Source organism: Cellulomonas denverensis, assembly GCF_012396125.1.
Taxonomy (GTDB): Bacteria; Actinomycetota; Actinomycetes; order Actinomycetales; family Cellulomonadaceae; genus Cellulomonas; species Cellulomonas denverensis.
Window position 1 is genome coordinate 18,564 of record NZ_JAAXOX010000016.1, and the last position, 20,174, is coordinate 38,737.

General features: G+C 71.1%; 17 protein-coding genes. 10 read left to right on the forward strand and 7 right to left on the reverse strand.

The genetic code is table 11. From position 1 onward, the window contains the following. Nucleotides 1-16: 16 nt before the first annotated feature. The gene (locus HGA03_RS17625; RefSeq protein ID WP_168631605.1) at nucleotides 17-919 is read left to right on the forward strand and encodes a VOC family protein; all 903 of its coding nucleotides are present in this window, start codon (nucleotides 17-19) and stop codon (nucleotides 917-919) included. A 3-nt stretch (nucleotides 920-922) separates the two neighbouring features. Here HGA03_RS17625 and HGA03_RS17630 read toward each other — a convergent pair whose 3' ends face one another. Further along, the gene (locus HGA03_RS17630; protein ID WP_168631606.1) at nucleotides 923-1,960 is read right to left on the reverse strand and encodes a glutathione S-transferase family protein; all 1,038 of its coding nucleotides are present in this window, start codon (nucleotides 1,958-1,960) and stop codon (nucleotides 923-925) included. Between the two features lie 98 nt (nucleotides 1,961-2,058). Here HGA03_RS17630 and HGA03_RS17635 point away from each other — a divergent pair, with 98 nt between their 5' ends. Beyond that, nucleotides 2,059-3,924 carry a hypothetical protein gene (locus tag HGA03_RS17635; RefSeq protein ID WP_168631607.1) on the forward strand — a complete coding sequence of 622 codons (1,866 nt, stop codon included), beginning with the start codon at nucleotides 2,059-2,061 and terminating at the stop codon, nucleotides 3,922-3,924. Nucleotide 3,925: 1 nt separating this feature from the next. Here HGA03_RS17635 and HGA03_RS17640 read toward each other — a convergent pair whose 3' ends face one another. The 3 genes from HGA03_RS17640 to HGA03_RS17650 all read right to left on the reverse strand — a co-directional run bounded on the left by HGA03_RS17640 (nucleotide 3,926) and on the right by HGA03_RS17650 (nucleotide 7,475). Continuing rightward, nucleotides 3,926-5,125, reverse strand: coding sequence for a hydroxymethylglutaryl-CoA synthase (locus HGA03_RS17640; protein WP_168631608.1), 1,200 nt, complete (start codon nucleotides 5,123-5,125; stop codon nucleotides 3,926-3,928). 210 nt (nucleotides 5,126-5,335) lie between these two features. After that, entirely contained in the window at nucleotides 5,336-6,394 is a 1,059-nt protein-coding gene (locus HGA03_RS17645; RefSeq protein ID WP_168631609.1) for a hydroxymethylglutaryl-CoA reductase, read from the reverse strand. A 40-nt stretch (nucleotides 6,395-6,434) separates the two neighbouring features. After that, entirely contained in the window at nucleotides 6,435-7,475 is a 1,041-nt protein-coding gene (locus HGA03_RS17650; RefSeq protein WP_168631610.1) for a LacI family DNA-binding transcriptional regulator, read from the reverse strand. Between the two features lie 166 nt (nucleotides 7,476-7,641). Between HGA03_RS17650 and HGA03_RS17655 the strand changes: the two genes are divergently transcribed. The 8 genes from HGA03_RS17655 to HGA03_RS17690 all read left to right on the forward strand — a co-directional run bounded on the left by HGA03_RS17655 (nucleotide 7,642) and on the right by HGA03_RS17690 (nucleotide 14,740). Continuing rightward, nucleotides 7,642-9,018 carry an ABC transporter substrate-binding protein gene (locus HGA03_RS17655; RefSeq protein WP_168631611.1) on the forward strand — a complete coding sequence of 459 codons (1,377 nt, stop codon included), beginning with the start codon at nucleotides 7,642-7,644 and terminating at the stop codon, nucleotides 9,016-9,018. 79 nt (nucleotides 9,019-9,097) lie between these two features. Further along, nucleotides 9,098-9,976 carry a carbohydrate ABC transporter permease gene (locus HGA03_RS17660; protein ID WP_168631612.1) on the forward strand — a complete coding sequence of 293 codons (879 nt, stop codon included), beginning with the start codon at nucleotides 9,098-9,100 and terminating at the stop codon, nucleotides 9,974-9,976. Then, nucleotides 9,976-10,764, forward strand: a complete 789-nt coding sequence (locus tag HGA03_RS17665) for a carbohydrate ABC transporter permease (protein ID WP_168631613.1) — start codon at nucleotides 9,976-9,978, stop codon at nucleotides 10,762-10,764. Before HGA03_RS17660 ends, HGA03_RS17665 begins: the two co-directional genes overlap by 1 nt. A gap of 75 nt (nucleotides 10,765-10,839) precedes the next feature. After that, a complete protein-coding gene (locus HGA03_RS17670; RefSeq protein ID WP_168631614.1) occupies nucleotides 10,840-11,721 on the forward strand; it encodes a TolB family protein in 882 nt (293 codons plus the stop codon). Further along, the gene (locus tag HGA03_RS17675) at nucleotides 11,721-12,173 is read left to right on the forward strand and encodes a VOC family protein (protein ID WP_168631615.1); all 453 of its coding nucleotides are present in this window, start codon (nucleotides 11,721-11,723) and stop codon (nucleotides 12,171-12,173) included. Before HGA03_RS17670 ends, HGA03_RS17675 begins: the two co-directional genes overlap by 1 nt. Continuing rightward, nucleotides 12,170-13,273: a Gfo/Idh/MocA family protein gene (locus tag HGA03_RS17680; RefSeq protein ID WP_168631616.1), complete on the forward strand. Its 1,104-nt coding sequence runs from the start codon at nucleotides 12,170-12,172 to the stop codon at nucleotides 13,271-13,273. Before HGA03_RS17675 ends, HGA03_RS17680 begins: the two co-directional genes overlap by 4 nt. 88 nt (nucleotides 13,274-13,361) lie before the next feature. Then, complete coding sequence (locus HGA03_RS17685) at nucleotides 13,362-14,051, forward strand: ABC transporter ATP-binding protein (RefSeq protein ID WP_168631628.1); 690 nt, start codon at nucleotides 13,362-13,364, stop codon at nucleotides 14,049-14,051. Then, nucleotides 14,048-14,740, forward strand: coding sequence for an ABC transporter permease (locus HGA03_RS17690; RefSeq protein ID WP_168631617.1), 693 nt, complete (start codon nucleotides 14,048-14,050; stop codon nucleotides 14,738-14,740). Before HGA03_RS17685 ends, HGA03_RS17690 begins: the two co-directional genes overlap by 4 nt. Before the next feature lie 1,137 nt (nucleotides 14,741-15,877). On the opposite strand, the gene HGA03_RS17695 is transcribed toward HGA03_RS17690, so the two are convergent. The 3 genes from HGA03_RS17695 to HGA03_RS17705 all read right to left on the reverse strand — a co-directional run bounded on the left by HGA03_RS17695 (nucleotide 15,878) and on the right by HGA03_RS17705 (nucleotide 19,929). Next, a complete protein-coding gene (locus tag HGA03_RS17695; protein ID WP_168631618.1) occupies nucleotides 15,878-17,647 on the reverse strand; it encodes an ATP-dependent nuclease in 1,770 nt (589 codons plus the stop codon). Nucleotides 17,648-17,848: 201 nt separating this feature from the next. Beyond that, nucleotides 17,849-18,403 (reverse strand): NUDIX domain-containing protein, encoded by a 555-nt coding sequence (locus HGA03_RS17700; protein ID WP_239073793.1) that lies wholly within the window; start codon nucleotides 18,401-18,403, stop codon nucleotides 17,849-17,851. 257 nt (nucleotides 18,404-18,660) lie between these two features. Further along, nucleotides 18,661-19,929, reverse strand: a complete 1,269-nt coding sequence (locus HGA03_RS17705) for a hypothetical protein (RefSeq protein ID WP_168631619.1) — start codon at nucleotides 19,927-19,929, stop codon at nucleotides 18,661-18,663. Between the last annotated feature and the right edge of the window lie 245 nt (nucleotides 19,930-20,174).

The following is a 20,174-nucleotide window of genomic DNA, read 5'->3' on the forward strand; positions in this document are numbered from 1 at the left end:
CAACTACAGTGGAGGCATGACCACCTCCACCCCGCAGGACCGCCTGGCCGCCGACACCGCCATGGGCCCGGTCACCCTTCTGGTCGGCGACCTCGACCTGCAGCTGCGCTACTACCGCGACGTGCTCGGCCTGACCGTGGTCGAGCGCCCGGACGAGCGGATCGACAGGGTGGGCCGCCCAGACGTGGTCGTCCTGGGCCGGGGCAGCAGCGCACTGATGGTGCTGCGGCACACCCCGGACCTGCCGCCCACCCAGCGCTCGCAGGCCGGGCTGTTCCACACCGCGATCCTGTTCGACACCCGGGAGGCGCTGGCCGCGACCCTGGCCTCGGTCGCCGCCCGCGCGCCGCAGACCTACATCGGCAGCGCCGACCACCTGGTTTCCGAGGCGTTCTACCTCACCGACCCCGAGGGCAACGGCGTCGAGCTGTACTGGGACCGCGGCCGCGACACCTGGCAGTACGACGCCGACGGGCACGTGGTGATGGACTCGCTGCTGCTGGACCCGAACGACTTCATCCGCCGGCACGGGGACGACGCGAGCCTGGGCCGCCCCGGCATCGGCCGCCCGGTGGTCGGGCACGTGCACCTGCAGGTCGGCGACGTGCCCAGCGCCCGGTCGTTCTACGTGGACGCGCTCGGCTTCGACGTGACCGCCGAGTGGCACGGCGCGCTGTTCGTCTCCGCCGGCGGGTACCACCACCACCTGGCGGTGAACACCTGGAACTCGGCCGGTGCCGGACCGCGGGCCTCCTCGCTCGGGCTGGGCGAGGTCACCCTGGTGGTGCCCGGCAGCGACGACATCGGCGCGCTGCGGGAACGGCTCGGCCACCACGGGGTCGGCGTCCAGGACGACGGGGCCACCGTCACCTTCACCGACCCGTGGCGCAACGTGGTCCGGGTGCGCGCCGCGGCCTGAGGCTCAGCCCCGCATCGCCGCGGCGGTGTGCGCCGGGTCGACCTGCTCGCCGTCGCGGACCGGCCCGGGCGGGGTGCCGTCGCCGAACGGCCGCCCGCCCAGCGCCTCCCGGCCGTGCGGCGTCAGCCAGCCGCTCAGGTCCGGGCCGGCCGGCACGATCCGGGTCGGATTGATGTCCTCGTGCACCACGTAGTAGTGCCGCTTGATGTGGTCGAAGTCGATCGTGTCGCCGAAGCCCGGGGTCTGGAACAAGTCCCGGGCGTAGGCCCACAGCACCGGCATCTCGGTCAGCTTCGACCGATTGCACTTGAAGTGCCCGTGGTACACCGCGTCGAAGCGGACCAGCGTGGTGAACAGCCGGACATCCGCCTCGGTGATCGTGTCGCCGACCAGGTAGCGCTGCCCGGCCAGGCGCTCGCTCAGCCAGTCCAGCCGGGAGAACAGCCGCTTGTACGCCCGGTCGTAGGACTCCTGCGAGCCGGCGAAGCCGCACCGGTACACCCCGTTGTTCACGTCGGTGAACACCGCCCGGGCGACCTGGTCGATCTCGTCCCGCAGCGGCGCGGGGTACAGGTCCGGGGCGCCCGGCCGGTGGTAGGCCCGCCACTGGGTGGACAGGTCGAGGGTCAGCTGGGCGTAGTCGTTGGTCACCACCTGGCCGGTGGGCACGTCCACGATCGCCGGGACCGTGATGCCGCGCGGGTACTGCGGGTCCCGCTTGAAGTAGGCGTCCTGCAACCGGGGGATGCCCAGCACCGGGTCGACGCCACCGGGGTCGAGGTCGAAGGTCCAGGAGCGTGCGTCGTGGGTCGGGCCGCACACCCCCATCGAGATCGCGTCCTCCAGGCCGAGCAACCGGCGCACGATGATCGCCCGGTTCGCCCACGGACACGCCCGGGAGACCACCAGCCGGTACCGGCCCGGTTCGACCGGCCAGCCGTCCTCGCCGCCGACCGTGATCCGGGTGGTCAGGTAGCGCTGGTCCCGGACGAACTCGGTACCCGGCGTGACGTACGCCCCCGCGGTGCTGTGCTCGGTCATGCCCCCATTCTCACCCCGGACCGCCCGCCCGCACAGCGAGCCGGTGCCCGGTTTGCCTACAGTGGCCGGGCCCCTGTGTCGCCGACCCGGTGAGGACCGTGCCCGCTTCCACCCGTTCCCGTTCCGTCCTGCTCGCGGCCGTCGCCGCCGGTGCCCTGCTGCTCGCCGGGTGCACCAGCGACCCCGCGCCCTCCGACGCCCCGGCCGATGCCGTCGAGCTCACCACCGACCCGGCCGAGCCGATCGCCGCGCCGGTGGTGCTCCGGACCGACGACCCGGTGCAGACCGCGATCGAGGCCGGCGAGCAGCTGTTCGATGCGGCGCCGGTGGTGGTGGTCGCCGAGCCGGACCAGGCTGCGCTGGCCACCGCGGCGTCGGTGGCGGTGGCGGCGGGTGCACCCCTGCTGCTCGACGACGGCGCGGCGGGGGAGACCGCCGCCGCCCTCGAACGGCTCGGCACCAGCCACGTCCTGACGGTCGGGGAGGTCGGGGAGCTGCCCGAGGGCCTGGCGGTGGCCGGTGCGGACCCGGAGACGCTGGCCGCCGCGGGGCTGGACCTGGCGGAGACGACTCCGGTGGACCCGGACGAGTTGATCGCGGCGGTCGGGGGGCTGGACCGGCCGGACACCCCCGTGCTGAGCCTTGCCGATGCCGATGCCGATGCCGATGCCGATGCCGATGCCGATGCCGATGCCGATGCCGACGCGGACTCCGGCGACGACACCGCCACGACCGGGACCGACGACCCGGCGACCGCCGCAGCCGACGCCACCCCGCGCGCCGCCGACACCGCCGCAACCGCCGGCGACGCGCCCCTGTTGCCGGCCTGGAGCATCCCCACTGCCACCCGGGCCACCGCCCCCGCCGCCTCACCCTGGCCGGACGACGCCACCATCACCGCCCCCACCACCGACGCCGGGGCCACCGCCGTCCTGATCGACCCGCAGGCCGACGATGACCCGCTCGCCCTGGTTCCGGCGCTGGCCACCGCGCGGGCCGCAGGCCTCCCGGTGATCGAGGTGCCTGGCGGCGACCCGCGCGCCACCTCCGAGAGCGTCCGGGCGTTGGACGGCACCACCGCCGCCCTGGCACTCGGCGACAGCTTCGGCAGCACCGAGGAGTTCGCCCCGCGCCTGGCGACCGCCGCCACCGGGGTCGAACTGCCCGGCGGCGGCCAGCTGGTGTTCCCCGCCGGGGACGGCGTGACCGGCAAGCGGTACATCGCGCTCTACGGCACCCCCGGCACCCCGGCGCTCGGCGTCCTCGGCGAACAGGACGTGCCGGCCACCGTCGCCCGCGCCGAGCAGACCGCCGCGCCCTACCGCGCACTGACCGGCGACACCGTGGTGCCCACCCTGGAGATCATCGCCACCATCGCCTCCGCGGGGCCCGAACCGGACGGCTCCTACTCCCGTGGCCGCAGCGTGGACGAGCTGCGCCCGCTGATCGAGGCGGCCGGGGACGCCGGGATGGCCGTGGTGATCGACCTGCAACCCGGTCGCACCGACTTCCTCACCCAGGCCCAGCGCTACGCCGAACTCCTGGAGTACCCGCACGTCGGCCTGGCCCTGGACCCCGAGTGGCGGCTGGGGCCCGACCAGGTCCACCTGCGCCAGATCGGCTCGGTCGGCGTGGACGAGGTGAACCAGGTCTCCGACTGGCTGGCCGGGTTCGTCCGGGAGCGGAACCTGCCGCAGAAGATGTTCCTGCTGCACCAGTTCTCGCTGCGGATGATCACCGACCGCGAGCGGCTGGACGTCGGCCACGACGAGCTGGCCACGATCATCCATGCCGACGGCCAGGGCAGTCAGCCCGCCAAGGCCGGCACCTGGACCACCCTGCACCAGGGCGCGCCGGACGTGCACTGGGGGTGGAAGAACTTCTACGACGAGGACCAGCCGATGCTGACCCCGGAGCAGACCTACCAGGTGTCGCCGGTGCCGGACCTGGTGACCTACCAGTAGCTCAGGCGACCGCCTCGGCGGCCTCGTCGCTGCGCACGTACACCCGCTGGTGCCCGCTGATCGCGGCCAGCCGGAACGGCGAGCGGCTGGTCACCGGGATCGGGTGCTCCCCGCCGTCCACCGGGTTGGCCGGGGCGACGATCCGCAGGTACTCGTCGTGGTCGACCCGGCGGCGCTCGTCCACCCGGCGGCGGTGCTCGGCGGTGCGCAGGTGGTCGCGGTAGCCCGGGACGACCAGGCCGGTGAAGAACTCGCCGACCGAGCCGGATCCGTAGGAGAAGAAGCCGATCCGGTTGCCGGCCAGGTCCTCGGTGGCGTGGTCGAGCAGCGAGATCAGGCCGATGTACATCGACGCGGTGTAGCTGTTGCCGATCTGCTTGTTGTAGCGCAGCGAGTCGCCGATCTGGGCGTCCAGCACCTCGGGATCGCGGGGGGCGCCGACCACCTTGGTCAGGTGCTGGTGCGCCTTGACCGCCATCTTGGTGAACGGCTGGTGGTAGCAGAAGGTGTCGATGTCGGTGAAGGACGGACCGCCCTGGGCCTGCAGGTCGGCCCAGGCGCCGGACAGCGACTCGGTGTAGGCGCGCAGCGACAGCCGGCCGTCCACCACGGCGGTGGTGCGGTAGTTGGGGCGCCAGAAGTCCATCACGTCGGTGGTGTGCAGTCCGGACAGCGGCTCGATCTGCACCAGCCGGGGGTTCGCGGAGATCAGCATCGCCACCGCCCCGGCGCCCTGGGTCGGCTCGCCGGAGGACCCGACGTCGTACCGGGCGACGTCGGAGCAGATCACCAGGACCTTCTGCTCCGGGTTGCGGGTGACCAGGGCGAGCGCCATCTGCAGCGCGGAGGTGCCGGAGTAACAGGCCTGCTTGAGTTCGACCACGCGGCAGGCGGCGTGCAGGCCGAGCAGCCGGTGCACGTAGACCCCGGCCGACTTGGACTGGTCGATGCCGCTCTCGGTGGCCAGCAGCACGGTGCGGATCGCGGCCCGGCCGGCGTCGTCCAGGTCGGCGATGATCGGCTGCGCGGCGGCGGCGGCCAGCGTGACCACGTCCTCGTCCGGGGCGGCGACGCTCATCCGCTCCTGGCCCAGTCCGACGTAGTACTTCGCGGGCTCGACGCCGTGGCTCGGAGCCAGGTCGGCCAGATCCAGGTACTGATCCGCGGTGGCGAAGGACAGATCGTCGATGCCGAGCTGCATGCTGCGTCCTCAAGGTGTCGCTGACACCGCCGGCCGGAGGGGCCGCCGGTGGCCCTCGCCGGTGTCCGGCCGGGATCGTGCGCCGGGACGGGAGCCCGGACGACTGTAATCCCCGCGCCGAACCGCGACCAACGGCAGGAGGCCACCTTCACCAGGCCCGCACGTGGCGGTGACGGGACCGTGACCTCTCGGCGGGCGTTCAGCCGCCGTTCAGCCCTGGGCCTGACCCCGCTCCAGGGTGAGGTGGGCGGCCATCAGCTCGCCCGGGTTGGTCTGGGCGGCCAGCAGCGACAGCTCGCCGCAGAGTACGGTGGCCGCGCAGAGCACCGCCAGCCGGCGCGCGTTCGCCCCGGGCTCGCGCTCCTCCCGGCAGCCGATCCGGCGCAGGTTCTCCTCGACGAAGTCCAGGCCCTTGCCGTTGCCCACCGAACCGACGATCAGGTTGGGCAGGGTGCAGGAGAAGTACAGGTCGCCGTCGCGCACCTCGGCGTGGGTCAGGCCCTGGGAGCCCTCGACGATGTTGGCGGCGTCCTGGCCGGTCGCCAGGTAGAACGCCAGCAGCATGTTGGCGTAGTGCGCGTTCGCCGAGCGCAGTCCGCCGGCCAGCATGGTGCCGATCAGGTTCTTGCGGATGTTCAGTTGGACGATCGCCTCCGGCGTGGTGTGCAGGAAGCGCTCCACCAGTCGCCGGGGCAGCCCGATCTCGGTCACGACGTTCTTGCCGCGGCCCAGGATGCCGTTCACCGCGGTGGCCTTCTTGTCCGAGCAGAAGTTGCCGGACACCGACCCGTAGCGCAGCCCCGGCACCCGGCCGAGCACGTGCTCCATCAGCCGGTCGGAGGCGTTGGTCACCATGTTGTGCCCGGAGGCGTCGCCGGTGGTCAGCTCGAACCGCACGAACAGCAGGTTCGCGGCGATCTGGACGTGCAGGTCGATCAGCCGGGCGAACCGGCTGCTGCCCGCCACCACCTGTTCCAGCTCGGACCGGTGCGCGGTCAGCCACTGCACCGCGGCCAGCGCGACCCCGGCGTCGTCGGCCTCGAACAGCACCGACCGGCTCATCCGCTCGTCCACCAGGGTGGCCGTGATCCCGCCCTCGACCATCGTGGACAGCCGGGCGCCGCGCCGGACGCTCGGCCACAGCGGGGACTCGTAGGTCGCCAGCGGCACCTCGGTCTCACCGGTCATCACGTTCCCGCTCACCCGCAGCGGCCCCACCCACTTCAGCGGGACGGGCGCGGCGGAGTCGGGGGTGATCGCGGTGGACATGGGGCCTCCGGGGACGACGGGCGGGACCGGCCCAGCGTAGTCAGCGCGGGGGAGCGGTGCTGTCGCGCTGCACCAGCGAGGTCGCCAGCTCGATCCGGTCGGTGGACAGGGTGAGGTTCGTGCGGTCGCGGACGATGATGTCGCCCGCGGCGGCGGCCATGTCGGCCAGCGGCTGGCGCACGGTGGTCAGCGGCGGGCCGGCCCACCGGGCCAGTGACAGGTCGTCGTAGCCGACCACCGACAGGTCCTCCGGGATCCGGATGCCGCGCTCGCGGGCGGCGGCGTAGACCCCGAGTGCCTTGAGGTCGCTGGTGGCGAAGATCGCGGTCGGGGGGTCGGCCAGGTCGAGCAGCCGGAGGGCGGCCTCCGGGGCGGTCTCGTTCTGGAACTCGTCCACCACGATCAGCTCGGGGTCGACGGGCAATCCGGCGGCCTCCATCGCGGAGCGGAAGCCGGCCACCCGGGCCCGGGTGGCCATCAGGTCGTTCGGCCCGGCGACCACCCCGATCCGCCGGTGGCCGAGCTCGATCAGGTGCCGGGCCGCGGCCACACCGCCGGCCCAGTTGGTGGAGCCGACCGAGGGGGCGTCCGGCGGCGGGTCGCCGGAGGGGTCGACCACCACGAACGGGATGGTCCGGGAGTGCAGCTGTGCCCGGTCCCGGTCCGGCAGTTCGGAGGCGACCAAGATGATGCCGGCCGGCTGGCGCTGGGCGGCGGCGCGGGCCCACCCCGGTGCGACGCCGAAGCGCACGCCGCTCTCCACCACGCTCAGGGTGAGGTCGTGTGCCCGGGCCACCCGGGAGGCGCCGCGGATCAGTTCGATCGCCCACTCCCCGGCCAGCGAGCCGAAGACGATCTCGATCTGCGGGGCGTACAGCCGCTCGGAGCCGCGCTTGCGGTAGCCGGCGCGCTCCAGGGCCCGGGTGACCCGTTCGCGGGTCTCGGGTGAGACACCTTTCCGGTCGTTGAGCACCTTGGAGACGGTGGCGACGGACACGATCTCGGCGGCGGCGATATCGGCGAGAGTCGGGCGTTCAGTGCCCTGACCTGCTCCGGCACCCGCGGCTGGGGGAGTCGACATGGCGCGAGTGTAACCACGGATCCTGGCCCGGCGCCACGAAAGGTTTCCATTTGAACGAGAAATCTTGACGCTCGAAACCACGACACTTACGTTGGCCGCGAGGCACACAGAGGTGCCGCCTGTCCCCGCCGGGAATGGCCCCGGCGGTCGGCGAAAGAGGAGAACGATGACGTTGGGTGGACGTAAGACGATCAGCCGCCGCGTGGTCCCCGCGGTCGCGCTGGTCGGCGCGCTGGCGATGACGGCAGCGTGCGGTGGTGGCGGCTCGGCGGACCCGGCCGCCGACGACTCGGCGACCTCGGGGGAGATCACCTGGTGGGGCTGGACCCCGGAGCTCGGCGTCGGGCAGCAGTACATCGACGCCTTCAACGAGGAGTACCCGGACATCACCGTCACCTACAAGCAGGTGGCCACCGCGGACTACGACTCCGCGATCCGCCCGGCGCTCGCCTCGGATGTGGGCCCGGACGTGTTCAACATCGCCCCCGGCGGCGGGATCGGCTCGATCCAGGCCTACGGCGACTTCGCGATCGACCTGTCCGACGCGGCCGAGGACGCCCTCGGTGCGGACTGGGAGAGCAAGCTGGTGTCGCTCGGCCCGGAGGGGCTGACCGACGCGGACGGCGCGCTCAAGGGCCTGCCGCTCGGGTCGACCTTCGCCGGCACGCTGTGGATCAACCCCGACCTGTTCGCCGAGCACGGCCAGACCGTGCCGACCACCCTGGACGAGTGGATCTCCACCTGTGAGGCCTTCGAGGCCGCCGGCGTGACCTGCTTCGCGCACGGCGCCGCCGACAACGGCTTCAACCAGGACCTGATCCACGCCATCGCCGAGAGCATCGAGCCGGGTGCCTGGGCCGCCGCGGTGGAGGGCGACGGGGACTGGACCGACCCGACCATCGTCGAGGCGTTCACGATCTATCAGGAGATGTTCGACAACGGCATCATCGGCGAGGGCGCGCTCGGGATGCAGCAGTACCCGGATGTGAACAACCAGTTCATCTCCGGCGGCGCGGCGATGGTGCTGATGGGCACCTGGTACATGCAGTACTCCACCGTCGACGGGGCCACCGCCGCGGTGGACGCCTCCGGGGTGGCCGGGGCGGAGCCGTTCCCGATCGTGGCGGCCGAGTTCCCCGACATGACCGGTGACGGCAACCCGGCCCCGCTGTTCGGCGACGCCGACTACGGCCTGGCGGTCGCCGCCAAGTCGGACTACCCGGAGGCCGCCACCACCTTCGTCACCTGGCTGACCACCTCCGAGGCCGCCCAGCAGACCGTGGCGAACGCGCTGAACGACACCCCGTCGCTGGCCTCGATCACCCCGGGCTGGGACGACATCGAGCTGGTGGACGCCGACCAGCAGCAGGACGTCCTGGCCGAGCTGATCGAGCGCTCGAACTCGGTGACCGACCCGCGGCTGGGCAACGTCGACACCGCCACCGGGCAGGCGATCGGCGCCGCGATCCAGTCGGTGGCCACCAAGTCCCAGACCCCGCAGGAGGCGCTGGAGACGCTGGCGAGTTCCGTGGCGGGCAGCTGACATGTCCGTCGCGACACCGGGGGCCGCCGTCGCCGGGAGCATCTCTCCCGGCGGCGGCCGGCCGCCCGGCCGCCCGAGCATGAGGTTCCGGCACCTGCGCCCGCAGGGCTACACCTGGATCCTGCCGGCCTTCCTGCTCTCGGTCGGGCTGATCTACTACGCGGTCGGCTACACCGGCTACATGTCCACCCTGGACTGGAACGGCACCTCGCCGACCTCCACCTCGGTCGGCGCCGCGAACTACGAACGGGCGTTCGGCGACCCGATCTTCTGGCGGGCGATCCGGAACACCGCGATCGCCTTCGTCTTCACCTTCGTGCTGCAGACCGGGCTGGGCTTCCTGTTCGCGGCCATGCTGCACTCGCGCCCGCGCGCCGGGAACGTCTACAAGGTGGTGCTGTTCCTGCCGGTGGTGCTGGCCCCGGCGATCACCGCGCCGGTGTTCCGGCAGATCTTCGCCCCCGACGGGCAGCTCAACCAGTTCCTGCGGGCGGTCGGCCTGGACGGGCTGGCCCAACCCTGGCTGGCGCAGACCTCGACGGCGCTGTGGGCGGTGCTGGTGATCATGGTGTGGCACGGCACCGGACTGGCCGTGATCCTCTACTTCGCGGCGATGAGCCAGATCGACCCGGAGACGCTGGAGGCCGCCGAGGTCGACGGTGCCGGGAACCTGCGCAAGCTGGTCAGCATCATCGGACCGGGGGTGCGCGGCACCACCATCGCGCTGGCCACCCTGACCGCGATCGGCGTGCTGAAGATCTTCGACATCCCGTATCTGGTGACCGTCGGCGGACCCAACTTCGCCACCGAGTTCCTCGGGATCATGATCTACCGGACCAGCATCCTGCTCGGCCAGGTCGGCTACGCCTCGGCGATCTCGATCCTGATGCTCGTCCTGGCGATCGTGATGGGCGTGGTGCTCAACGTGCGCCGCGGCCGGGACGGGAAGGGGGCCTGATGCTGACCGTCCGCACCCGGTCCCGCCGGATCGTCCTGCAGATCGTGCTCACCGCGATGACCCTGCCGTTCTTCCTGCCACTGGTGGCGATGGTGCAGGGGTCGCTGGCCGGACAGGGCTGGGGCAACTACCGGGCCGTGCTGTCGGTGCCGGAGCTGCCGCTGTTCTTCCGCAACAGCGTGATCATCGCGGCGGTCACCATCGTGATCGTCTACAGCTTCACCATGCTGGCGGCCTTCGGCTTCGCCAAGCTGCGGATCCGCGGCCGTGAGGTGCTGTTCTGGATGATGCTGGTCGCGCTCACCCTGCCCGGCGTGGTGCTGCTCGCCCCGTTGTTCGCCACCACCACCTCGCTCGGGCTGTACAACACCTACCTGGCGGTGATCCTGCCGCTGGCGGCGCTGCAGATCCCGTTCGCGGTGCTGCTGGCCCGGAACTTCGCCCACGGCATCCCGGACGACCTGATCGACGCCACCCGGATCGACGGCGCCTCGACCTTCAAGGGCTTCTGGTACGTCGTGCTGCCGATGATGCGCCCGATCGGCGCCGCCATCCTGATCTTCACCCTGATCGGGGCCTGGAACGACTATCTGTTCCCGCTGGTGTTCCTGGTCGACCCGTCGACCCAGACCATCACCCAGCTGCCGTCGTTCTTCGTCGGGCAGTTCAGCAATGACCAGACCAAGGTGCTCGCGTCCGCCGTGATCACCGCGATCCCGGAGGTCGTCGCCTACATCTCGCTCCAGCGCCTGTTCGAGCGAGGACTGTCGGCCGGCGCCCTGAAGTAGCCGCACCCGGGCGCCGTCGGACCATCCGGCGGCGCCCGGTCCCATCCGATCCCGACCCGAAAGCCTGATCACCCGATGCCTCGCACCCTCTCCGCCGGTCAGCGCGCGGAGCTGTACATCCACGACCTCGTCTCCGGCAGCTCCCGGCTGCGCCACACCTCCCACGACCTGCTGTTCGAGGCCCCGAACTGGACCCCGGACGGTCGCGAGCTCGTCATCAATGGCGACGGCCGGCTGTTCCGGCTCGGCGTCGAGTCCGGCGACCCGGTCGAGATCCCGCTCGGCGACCTGGACCCGATCAACAACGACCACGTGATCAGCCCGGACGGCCGGACCGGGTACGTCTCCAGCGACGACGGCCACCTGTACGCGGTCCCGCTGGACGGGCAGGGCGGCATCCGGCGGGTCAGCACCGACAAGGGCGACCGGTTCCGGCACTACCTGCACGGGATCAGCCCGGACGGCGGCACGCTGGCCTACATCGGGATGGAACTGCTGCCCGGCGACCGGGTGCGCACCAACGTCTACCTGCTCGACCTGGCCACCGGCCAGGAACGGCAGCTGACCGACGACGACAGCCCGGACGACGGCGCCGAGTTCTCCCCGGACGGGCAGTGGATCTACTTCAACTCCGAGCGCGGGTCGACCACTCCGGGGCACGCCCAGCTGTTCCGGGTCCCGGTGACCGGCGGCGAACCCGAGCAGCTCACCGACGACGAGCGGGTGAACTGGTTCCCGCACCCGGACCCCTCCGGCCGGCGGATCGCCTACGTCAGCTTCCCGCCCGGCACTCTCGGGCATCCGGCGGATCTGGACGTGCTGGTCCGGCTGATCGACCAGGACGGCAGCATCCGCGATCTGGCCGCGATCTTCGGCGGGCAGGGCACGCTCAACGTGCCCAGCTGGTCGCCGGACGGCACCGCGCTGGCCTTCGTCGCGTACCCGGTGGAGGCGTGATGCGGCACCCGGTCCCGCTCGACGGCTTCATCCAGGTCGCCCTGGTGGTCGAGGACATCGAGGCGGCCCTGGACGGCTGGTGCGCCGTGTTCGGCGTGCCACGCCCGCCGGTGCACGTCACCGAACCGGCGCCGGACCCGGAGGTGACCTACCGCGGCGAGCCGGCGTCCTACGGCCTGAAACTCGCCGTGATCGACTGCGCCGAGCGCGGGTTCATCATCGAACTGCACGAGCCGGACCAGAACCCGTCCACCTTCCGCGAGTTCCTGGACCGGCACGGCAACGGCGTGCACCACCTGGGCTTCCGGGTCGGCGACGCGCGCGATGCCGTGGTCGGGGACCTGGTGGAGCTGGGCTACCCGCTGCGCACCGTCGCCGCCGACGCGAGCTGGACCATCGTCGACACCGAGGACCAGCTCGGCGTCAACCTCAACGTGAAGCCGCGGCCATGAACGCCGGACCCGCCGGCGTCGGCGTGATCGGCGCGGGCAACATCGCCACCCAGTACCTGACCACCCTGCTCGGCTGCCCGGACGTGGCGGTGCGCGGCATCGCGGACGCCGACCCGGACCGGGCCCGCGACCTGGCCGGCCGGCACGGCATCGCCGCACTCGGGGTGGACGAGCTCCTGGCCCGCGACGACATCGAGGTCGTGCTCAACCTCACCCACCCGGCCGCGCACGCCGAGGTCGGCCACCGCATCCTGGCCGCGGGCAAGCATGTGTGGAGCGAGAAGCCACTGGCCACCGACCACGACGCGGCCGCCGGGCTGCTGGCCGCCGCCGAGTCCGCCGGGCTAAGGGTCGCCTGCGCACCGGACACCGTGCTCGGCGCCGGGATCCAGACCGCGCTGCGCGCCATCGCCCGCGGCGACATCGGCGAACCGCTGACCGCGACCACGATGGTCCACCTGCCCGGCCCGGAGTCCTGGCACCCGTCGCCGGAGTTCCTCTACGCCCCGGGCGCCGGCCCGCTGTTCGACCTGGGCCCCTACGACGTGACCACCCTGGTACTCGCCCTCGGCCCGGCCACCCGGGTGCACGCGGTGTCCAGCACGTCCCGGGCCACCCGCACCATCGGCTCCGGACCGCGCGCCGGGCGGACCTTCCCGGTGCAGGTGCCCACCCACCACGCCGCGCTGATCGAGTTCGCCGGCGGGCGCTCGGCCCAGTCGACGTTCTCCTTCCAGCACGCCCTGCCCCGCAGCGGCTTCGTCGAGGTGAACGGCACCGAGGGCACGATCGTGCTGCCCGACCCCAACCGGTTCGACGGGACCAGCCTGCTGTGGCGGTACGGCCACGACGAGCCGGCACCGATCCCGGCGGCCGGGTCGGACCACGGCCGGGGCACCGGGGTGGTCGAGCTGGTCCGGGCGATCCGGGCCGGGGTGCCCGAACGTGCCTCCGGGGCGATGGCCGCACACGTGCTGGACATCCTGCTGGCGGTGGACCGGGCCGCGGCGAGCGGGGCGGTGGTGCCGGTGGCATCGACCGTCGCGGTGCCGCAGCCGCTGCCGGAGGGGTGGGACCCGGCCGAGCGCACGCTGGGCTGACCCCGGCCCTCGGTCCCAGCCGGGCGACCGGGGCGGCCCATACGCTGCGCGCAGTCCTGCCCATCGGAGGGAGACCGGCGTGATCGAGATGCGGCACGTGGAGAAGGCCTTCGGGCCTCAGACGGTGCTCGCCGACGTCACGTTCCGGGTAGACGAGGGGGAGATCTTCGGGCTGCTCGGACCGTCCGGCGCCGGCAAGACCACCCTGATCCACATCCTCACCCGCCAGCTGGCCGCGGACGCCGGTGAGCACCGGATCGACGTGGCCCCCTTCGACACCGGGCTGATGCTGGAGCAGGACGGACTGTTCACCCGGCTGTCCTGCCGGGCGAACCTGGACGTCTTCGCCCGGATCTACGCGATCGACCGCAGCCGGTCGCTGGACGCGCTGGCCAGTGTCGGCCTGGCGGAGGCCGCGGCCAAGCCGGTCGGCGCGCTGTCCAAGGGGATGCGCCAGCGCCTCGCCCTGGCCCGGGCGATCCTGCACCGTCCCCGGGTGCTGTTCCTGGACGAGCCGACCTCCGGCCTGGACCCGGCCACCGCCCGCGGCATCCACCGGCTGATCCTGCGGCTGCGCGACGACGGCGCCACCGTCTTCCTCACCACGCACAACATGGACGAGGCCGTGGAACTCTGCGACCGGGTGGCGCTGCTGCACCGCGGGCGGATCGTCGAACAGGGCAGCCCCACCGACATCTGCGCCCGCCACGACGCCTTCCGCACGGTGCCCGACCTGGGATCGGTCTTCATCACGATGACCGGGGAGGAACTCGAATGAGGAGCGCCCGCGCCATCGTCATCAAGCAGGGGCTCGACATGCTCAAGAACTGGACCGTGCTGATCCAGTTCGTGATCTATCCGGTGATCGCCTTCATCTTCACCCTGCTGGTGGCCCGGAAGAACGACGAGATCCCGGACACCATGTTCGTCACCATGTTCGCGGTGATCTTCGCCAGTATGACCATCATCATCGCGATCACCTCCGTCATCGCCGAGGACCGGGAGAACGGCAGCATCCGGTTCCTGGCGATGGCCGGGGTCAAGCCGCACGAGTACCTGGTCGGCACCGGCGGGGTGGTGGTCGCGGTCAGCGCCGTGGTGGTGGCGGTGTTCGCGGTGATGGGCGGGTTCACCGGCGCCGGCACGATCACCTTCTTCGGCTGCGTCATGCTCGGCGTGATCGCCTCCACCCTGCTCGGCGCCATCCTCGGGATGCTCGCCCGGAACCAGCAGTCCGCGGTCGCGCTCGGGATGCCGGTGGCGATGGTGCTCGGCTTCGGCCCGATGCTCGCCACCTTCGACAGCACCGTCGAGCGGGTGTTCACCGTGTTCTACACCCAGCAGGTCAGCCTGGTCGCCAACGACGTGTCCGCCGGCCTGCTCCGGCCGCTGCTGGTGATCGCCGCGAACCTCGCCGTGCTGGCGGCGCTGTTCGCGGTGGTGTACCGGCGCCGAGGCCTGCGGTAGGGCCGGACCCGTTCAGGCCACCGGCGGTTCAGGCCACCCGGCCGAGCGCCACCGCCGCGTGCAGCAGTGCGCCCAGGGTCTCGTTGTCCGTGATCGCCCCGTGTCAACGTTCTCCTTCCAGCACGCCCTGCCCCGCAGCGGCTTCGTCGAGGTGAACGGCACCGAGGGCACGATCGTGCTGCCCGACCCCAACCGGTTCGACGCAGCCTGCTGTGGCGGTACGGCCACGACGAGCCGGCACCGATCCCGGCCACCGGGTCGGACCACGGCCGGGGCACCGGAGTGGTCGAGCTGGTCCGGGCGATCCGGGCCGGGGTGCCCGAACGCGCCTCCGGGGCGATGGCCGCACACGTGCTGGACATCCTGCTGGCGGTCGACCGAGCCGCGGCGAGCGGGGCGGTGGTCCCGGTGGCATCGACCGTCGCGGTGCCGCAGCCGCTGGCGGAGGGGTGGGACCCGGGCGCGCGCATGCTCGGCTCACCGGACAGCCTGCCCCCCGGCCCGGTTGAGGGCGGACCGAACCAGGACGGAGTGCCGCACTCGGCTGGGGCATGGACGAAAAGAGGAGCTGCTATCAATGATGGGTTTCGGTGGGAGCGCCGAATTCGGCTTGTTCGGGAAGCTTGATGCCGCGATGATGCTCAAGGAGGCGTCGATTAGCATCCTGGCTAATCAGGCCGTGTCTAGTCACTCGAATTGGTGCGAACTCCTTCGACTGGCGGGTCGCGATGAGTTCCTGAGCGACTCCACCATGCAGCATATCTGCAACTGCTGGCAACGCCTCTCTGACGCGACTCATCAGTCCATACCCTGGGTTTGATTCTGGATCTGGTTGCGATGGCGTCCGATAAGCGACTCCTGAACTGCCCCATGGTCAGTGGCAGCCGTACTTTACCCATAGCATGTGCGTCGCATTGCCCAGCGGTTGGGGCGTTAAGGAGAAGAAGCTGCTGATCCTATGCTCTCAGCTCGACCCGATCTTTGTTATGGACATAGCTTCGGCTATCGCTGAGCGCTACCACATCGAAGCACGCGACGATTTTCGTTCCCCGCCGCGATCTGTTCGGCGTCGGTGAGTCGGGCATCACGTAGACCCTCGACGCTTCTCATGCGGTTCCAGGCCATGTGGCCATCCTGTCAGTGGATGTGGTGATACTCGCCGCCAGCCGGTGCAACCGAGTTGCCGTTCGCAGTTCGTATGAAGTCGACCAGCTTCGTGATCTGCGACTTGAGGTCGTAGATGTCGAGGTGCTCAGGTCTGAGCATGGCGGCCGCCGCGCGAGCCACACCCACCTTGTCGTAGCGGACGCCGTCTTCGCGGCGCGGCAACGGGTTGTCCCACTGGTCGACCGGCACATACTCGACTGAGTGCACCTGCTCGACGGCCGCCTTCAGGATGTCTCCTGGCAGGTAGTTCTCGATCGTGTAGCACTTGGTGATCCAGGCGAACCCTGGTGCCGGTTCGGAGGCCTGGAACTCGTCGGAGATCCGCTTCTTCGTCGCGCTGATGCGTTGGCGTGAACCCGTCTTGTCCGAGTCGATGACTACGGCGCTGGCTCGGTTGAGCTGACGCAGTTCGATGAAGTCGTCGAGCGCGTCTTCGCTCACGGTGAGGTGTGAGAGCAGCTTGCCGCCGTAGAACATGATCGTGTAGTCGATGCCCTCAGCTAGGCCGTCGTCGACGAGCTGGAGCCAGCGGCGGATGTAGGTGCGATCGGAGGGTCCCTCAGCCCAGATGACGCAATTGGCTTGGAGGATGTCTGAAGGCCGGTAGCCGAGGTCGTTGCAGATCCCGACGAGTTCGTGCGACTTCTTGGCCAGCCGGACCTCGCTGCCTTCGGTCGTAAGGCGAACGTGGTAGGCCGTGGCGCGGGCGTCGTCGAGCAGGTGGGCAGAGTGCGTCGCGATGACGTACTGGTTGTCGGTGTGATCCGTGAGGTAGCGCACGAGCTTCTTCTGCAGCAGCGGGTGCAGGTTGGTCTCTGGCTCCTCGACGCAGACGAGCGACTTGGTCGTGACCGTTGCCGCTGCTGCCAGCACGATCACCTGCTCGACACCGCTGCCCAGGCTCGACAGCGGGAGGACTCGCTGCGGCGTCTCTACCTGGATGGTCGAGAAGTCGTATGGGATGTTGAGCGACGCATGCGGGTCGCCGAGCACGGTCTGGACGAACGTGTTGATTTCTGCCCATCGCGGCTTCGCCGACTCCCACTCATCGTCACGCGGGTTCTGCAGTGCCGAGAGCGCACGGATGATCCCACGGCCAGACAGCCAGTCTTCGTCCCCCGACTCAGAGGACTCGACTCGTCGTGAGCTGCTGATCGTCACGACCGGTGGTAGGTCCGCAAATGATGCCATGCTCGCGAGCAGCCGGCTCATGACGTTGGCGGGATCAACCAAGCCGCCGCCGCCGAGGACGCGAAGAACGCGACGGAAGTCCTGGCCGGCCCAGTTCGGCCACGAGCTCATCGCCTGTGCGATGAGCCACGGTGCTGGCACGGCACTACCATTGATCAGGGCGAAGCGAGCCCAGTACACGCCGTCGTTGTCAGACATCAGCAACTTCAGTTGCTCCTGGAACTCTTCGAGGGATCGAGGTCCGCCGGCGGGTTCCGTAGCTGCTCGGAGCGGCATTCCGATCTGCAGCGTGGTGTCGTGGTTGAAGCCGCGGGGAACGTCGGGGCCGGTTAGGTCCGGCTGGCGGCCCCTCCTGGTGAACTGGGGCGCGACATGCTGCAGGAAGCGCAGCACGTTCGACTTGCCGCTGTTGTTGATGCCAGCGAGAACCGTGACCTTAGTCGGGAACAGCAGCGTCTGCCACGACGCGAACGACCGGTACCCAGAAAGTCCGATGCCGGCTAGGAGTGGCTGGTAGTCGTCGCCCGGCTGGTCTGCGGTGTCGGTCACCAGATCATGCTCCCACCACCGTCGGACAATGAAGGTGCACTGGCTAGGTCTGAGCCCACCTACTTGGTCTGGCCTTGGGCTCGATCAGCGGCTCCGGTTTCGTCGTCCGGACGTCGGGCCTCTCCGGTTCCAACGCGGAGAAAGAGCCCCGGGTCTGAAGCCGCGCGAACGATTCTGTCGCGGCGATCCGGGACGGGCTGGTCAGGACACCCGGCCGAGCGCGACCGCGGCGTGCAGCAGCGCCCCGAGCGTCTCGTTGTCGGTGATCTCCTCGCGCCGGACCAGGTCGAACAGCTCGTGCCAGCCGACCTGCCGCACCCGGACGATGCCCTCCTCCTGCTGGGCGTGGCCCTCCGTGGCCGGTAGCAGCCCGCGGGCGAGCAGCACGTGACCCGGGGCGTGCGCGACGCCGTTCAGCGAGTGCACCGCCCCCAGGTGCTGCCACTGCTCGGCGTCCAGGCCGGTCTCCTCCCGGAGCTCCCGCCGGGCCGCGACCTCGATGTCCTCGCCGTCCGAGCCGCCGGCCGGCACCTCCAGCGAGAGCTCGCCGGTGGTGTACCGCTCGACCTCGACCAGCACCACCTCGTCGTCGTCGGTCACCGGGACCACGAACACCGCGGGGTGCCGCACCTCGACCACGCCGTAGATCCCGCGGCCGCCACCCGGGGTGGTCACGGCGTCCTCCCGGACCCGGATCCAGGCGTTCTCGTAGACGGTGCGGGAGTCGTGGGTCTGCCAGGCGTGCATGCCGGCCATCGTGCCAGCCTGATGCCGACCTCGCGGTGGGCCGGGCGATCAGCCTCTCCGCCCGACGGCGAACCGTTCGTGGTGGACCCCGGCGATGGGGAACCGTTCGGCCTGCAGATCGCTCGTCAGGCAGCGCCGCCGGGTCATCCCCGAGCGCGCGGATCGTGAACTGGATCGATGCGTCCGCTGATCCACCCCGCTGGGACCACGTTCCCAGCGGGGTGGTGAAGCGTTGCGGTAGGGGTGATCCGAGCGGGGCCGGTCGGTCAGCGCCGGCGGGCGACCATCCGCCGGGCGACCAGGAGCCCGACGCCGAGGACGGCGGCCAGGCCTGCGGTCAGCAGGACCGGGGTGGTGGAGCTACCCGTGGTCGCCAGCGCGGAGGCCGCCGGCGTGAGCTGGGCCGTGGGGGTCGCAGGAGCCTGGACAACCGGGGTGGACGGGGTCGTCGGGGTGGCCGGGACGACCGGCGTGGCCGGGGTGGGCGGCGTGACCGGAGTGACCGGGGCGGCCGGGTCCACGAGGCGGACCAGGGTCGTGGCGGTGCCGACCTCCGGGACGGTGGCGCCGTCGACCGTCTCGGTGGCGATCAGGGTGGTGTCACCGAACGCGAGGTCGTTCACTTGGACCGGGCCCCAGGTGCCGTCGGCACCGACGGTGGCGGTGGCCAGGGCGGCACCGGAGCCGTCGGTGAGGGTGACGACGGAGGCCGGGTCGGCGGTGCCGGTGACCTGCACGGTGCGCAGGTCGGCGTCGGGTTCCCCGGCGGTGATGGTGACCGGGTCGGCGACGCGGAAGCTCTCCCGGTCGACGGCGATCTGGCTGCCGTCGGCGAGGGTCAGGGTCGCGGTCAGGGCGGCGGACTCGCTCCAGTCGAAGTCGATCGTGGCGGGGGCCGTCCAGGTGCCGTCGGCGGCGACGTCGGCCTCGCCCACGGTGGCGCCGTCGCTGTCACGGGTGACGACGACGTGGCCCTGGGCGGTGCCGGTGCCCGCGAACTCGGGCCGGCGGGTCAGCTCCGGGTCGGACGGCGGTGTCAGGTCCACCCGGGCGGTGACCTCGGGCACCTCCACCGCGTAGAACGTCTCCTGGGCCCAGTCCACCACGCCACCGCGGCTGTGGTCGCCGAGGAATCGGCCCTGGTAGGGGCCGTCGGTGGCCATGAAGCCCACCCGGTCGGTGCCCGGCTCCGGCACCGTGGTGACGTTCTGGCAGGGTTCGCGGTACCAGGTCACCGACTCGAACGGGTTGCGCTGGTCGACGCTCACGCAGCGCACCTCCCCGGTGTCGGTGGTGAAGGAGATCGGTCCGCTGGTCCCCACGGCGGGGACCGTGAACAGGTGGATGTCCCCGGTCGAGGCGGTGCCGAGCAGCACCGAGGCGTAGTGGCTGTACGTCGACCAGTCGGCGATCGTGGTGGTGATGCGATCCGGGGACGTCGGCGCCGGGTCGGCCGCCACCGCGGCGGGGGCGCCGGTGGCAAGGAGTGCAGCCAGCAGGGTGGCGGCTGCGCACAGGGGGGTGAGGGTCCTCATGGTTCGTCCTTGTCGAGGGGAGCCCTCGATCGGGTGCGGGGTGAGGGCGCGCTCGCAATCTAGGGAGCGTGCGGCTGCCGGACCGGGGTGGCGAAGTCCGGTGAGTGGCGCGACCCGGGGAGGTGGGTGGGTGCCGCAGCCCGGCTGGGTACCGCACCCAGCGGCCGCCGGCGGTCGGCTGCGGCCCCCCGGGCAGGAGGTGGGCGATGGCCACCGGACGGTACCGGGTCAGCGCCGGCGGGCGA

What these genes read in the sequence shown, in the direction of transcription:
- HGA03_RS17625 (WP_168631605.1), top strand. Translation starts at nt 17, where the DNA reads ATGACCACCTCCACCCCGCAGGACCGCCTGGCCGCCGACACCGCCATG.
- HGA03_RS17650 (WP_168631610.1), bottom strand. Translation starts at nt 7,475, where the DNA reads ATGTCGACTCCCCCAGCCGCGGGTGCCGGAGCAGGTCAGGGCACTGAA.
- HGA03_RS17690 (WP_168631617.1), top strand. Translation starts at nt 14,048, where the DNA reads ATGAGGAGCGCCCGCGCCATCGTCATCAAGCAGGGGCTCGACATGCTC.
- HGA03_RS17640 (WP_168631608.1), bottom strand. Translation starts at nt 5,125, where the DNA reads ATGCAGCTCGGCATCGACGATCTGTCCTTCGCCACCGCGGATCAGTAC.
- HGA03_RS17645 (WP_168631609.1), bottom strand. Translation starts at nt 6,394, where the DNA reads ATGTCCACCGCGATCACCCCCGACTCCGCCGCGCCCGTCCCGCTGAAG.
- HGA03_RS17700 (WP_239073793.1), bottom strand. Translation starts at nt 18,403, where the DNA reads ATGGCCGGCATGCACGCCTGGCAGACCCACGACTCCCGCACCGTCTAC.
- HGA03_RS17660 (WP_168631612.1), top strand. Translation starts at nt 9,098, where the DNA reads ATGAGGTTCCGGCACCTGCGCCCGCAGGGCTACACCTGGATCCTGCCG.
- HGA03_RS17685 (WP_168631628.1), top strand. Translation starts at nt 13,362, where the DNA reads ATGCGGCACGTGGAGAAGGCCTTCGGGCCTCAGACGGTGCTCGCCGAC.
- HGA03_RS17670 (WP_168631614.1), top strand. Translation starts at nt 10,840, where the DNA reads ATGCCTCGCACCCTCTCCGCCGGTCAGCGCGCGGAGCTGTACATCCAC.
- HGA03_RS17630 (WP_168631606.1), bottom strand. Translation starts at nt 1,960, where the DNA reads ATGACCGAGCACAGCACCGCGGGGGCGTACGTCACGCCGGGTACCGAG.
- HGA03_RS17665 (WP_168631613.1), top strand. Translation starts at nt 9,976, where the DNA reads ATGCTGACCGTCCGCACCCGGTCCCGCCGGATCGTCCTGCAGATCGTG.
- HGA03_RS17675 (WP_168631615.1), top strand. Translation starts at nt 11,721, where the DNA reads ATGCGGCACCCGGTCCCGCTCGACGGCTTCATCCAGGTCGCCCTGGTG.
- HGA03_RS17655 (WP_168631611.1), top strand. Translation starts at nt 7,642, where the DNA reads ATGACGTTGGGTGGACGTAAGACGATCAGCCGCCGCGTGGTCCCCGCG.
- HGA03_RS17680 (WP_168631616.1), top strand. Translation starts at nt 12,170, where the DNA reads ATGAACGCCGGACCCGCCGGCGTCGGCGTGATCGGCGCGGGCAACATC.
- HGA03_RS17705 (WP_168631619.1), bottom strand. Translation starts at nt 19,929, where the DNA reads ATGAGGACCCTCACCCCCCTGTGCGCAGCCGCCACCCTGCTGGCTGCA.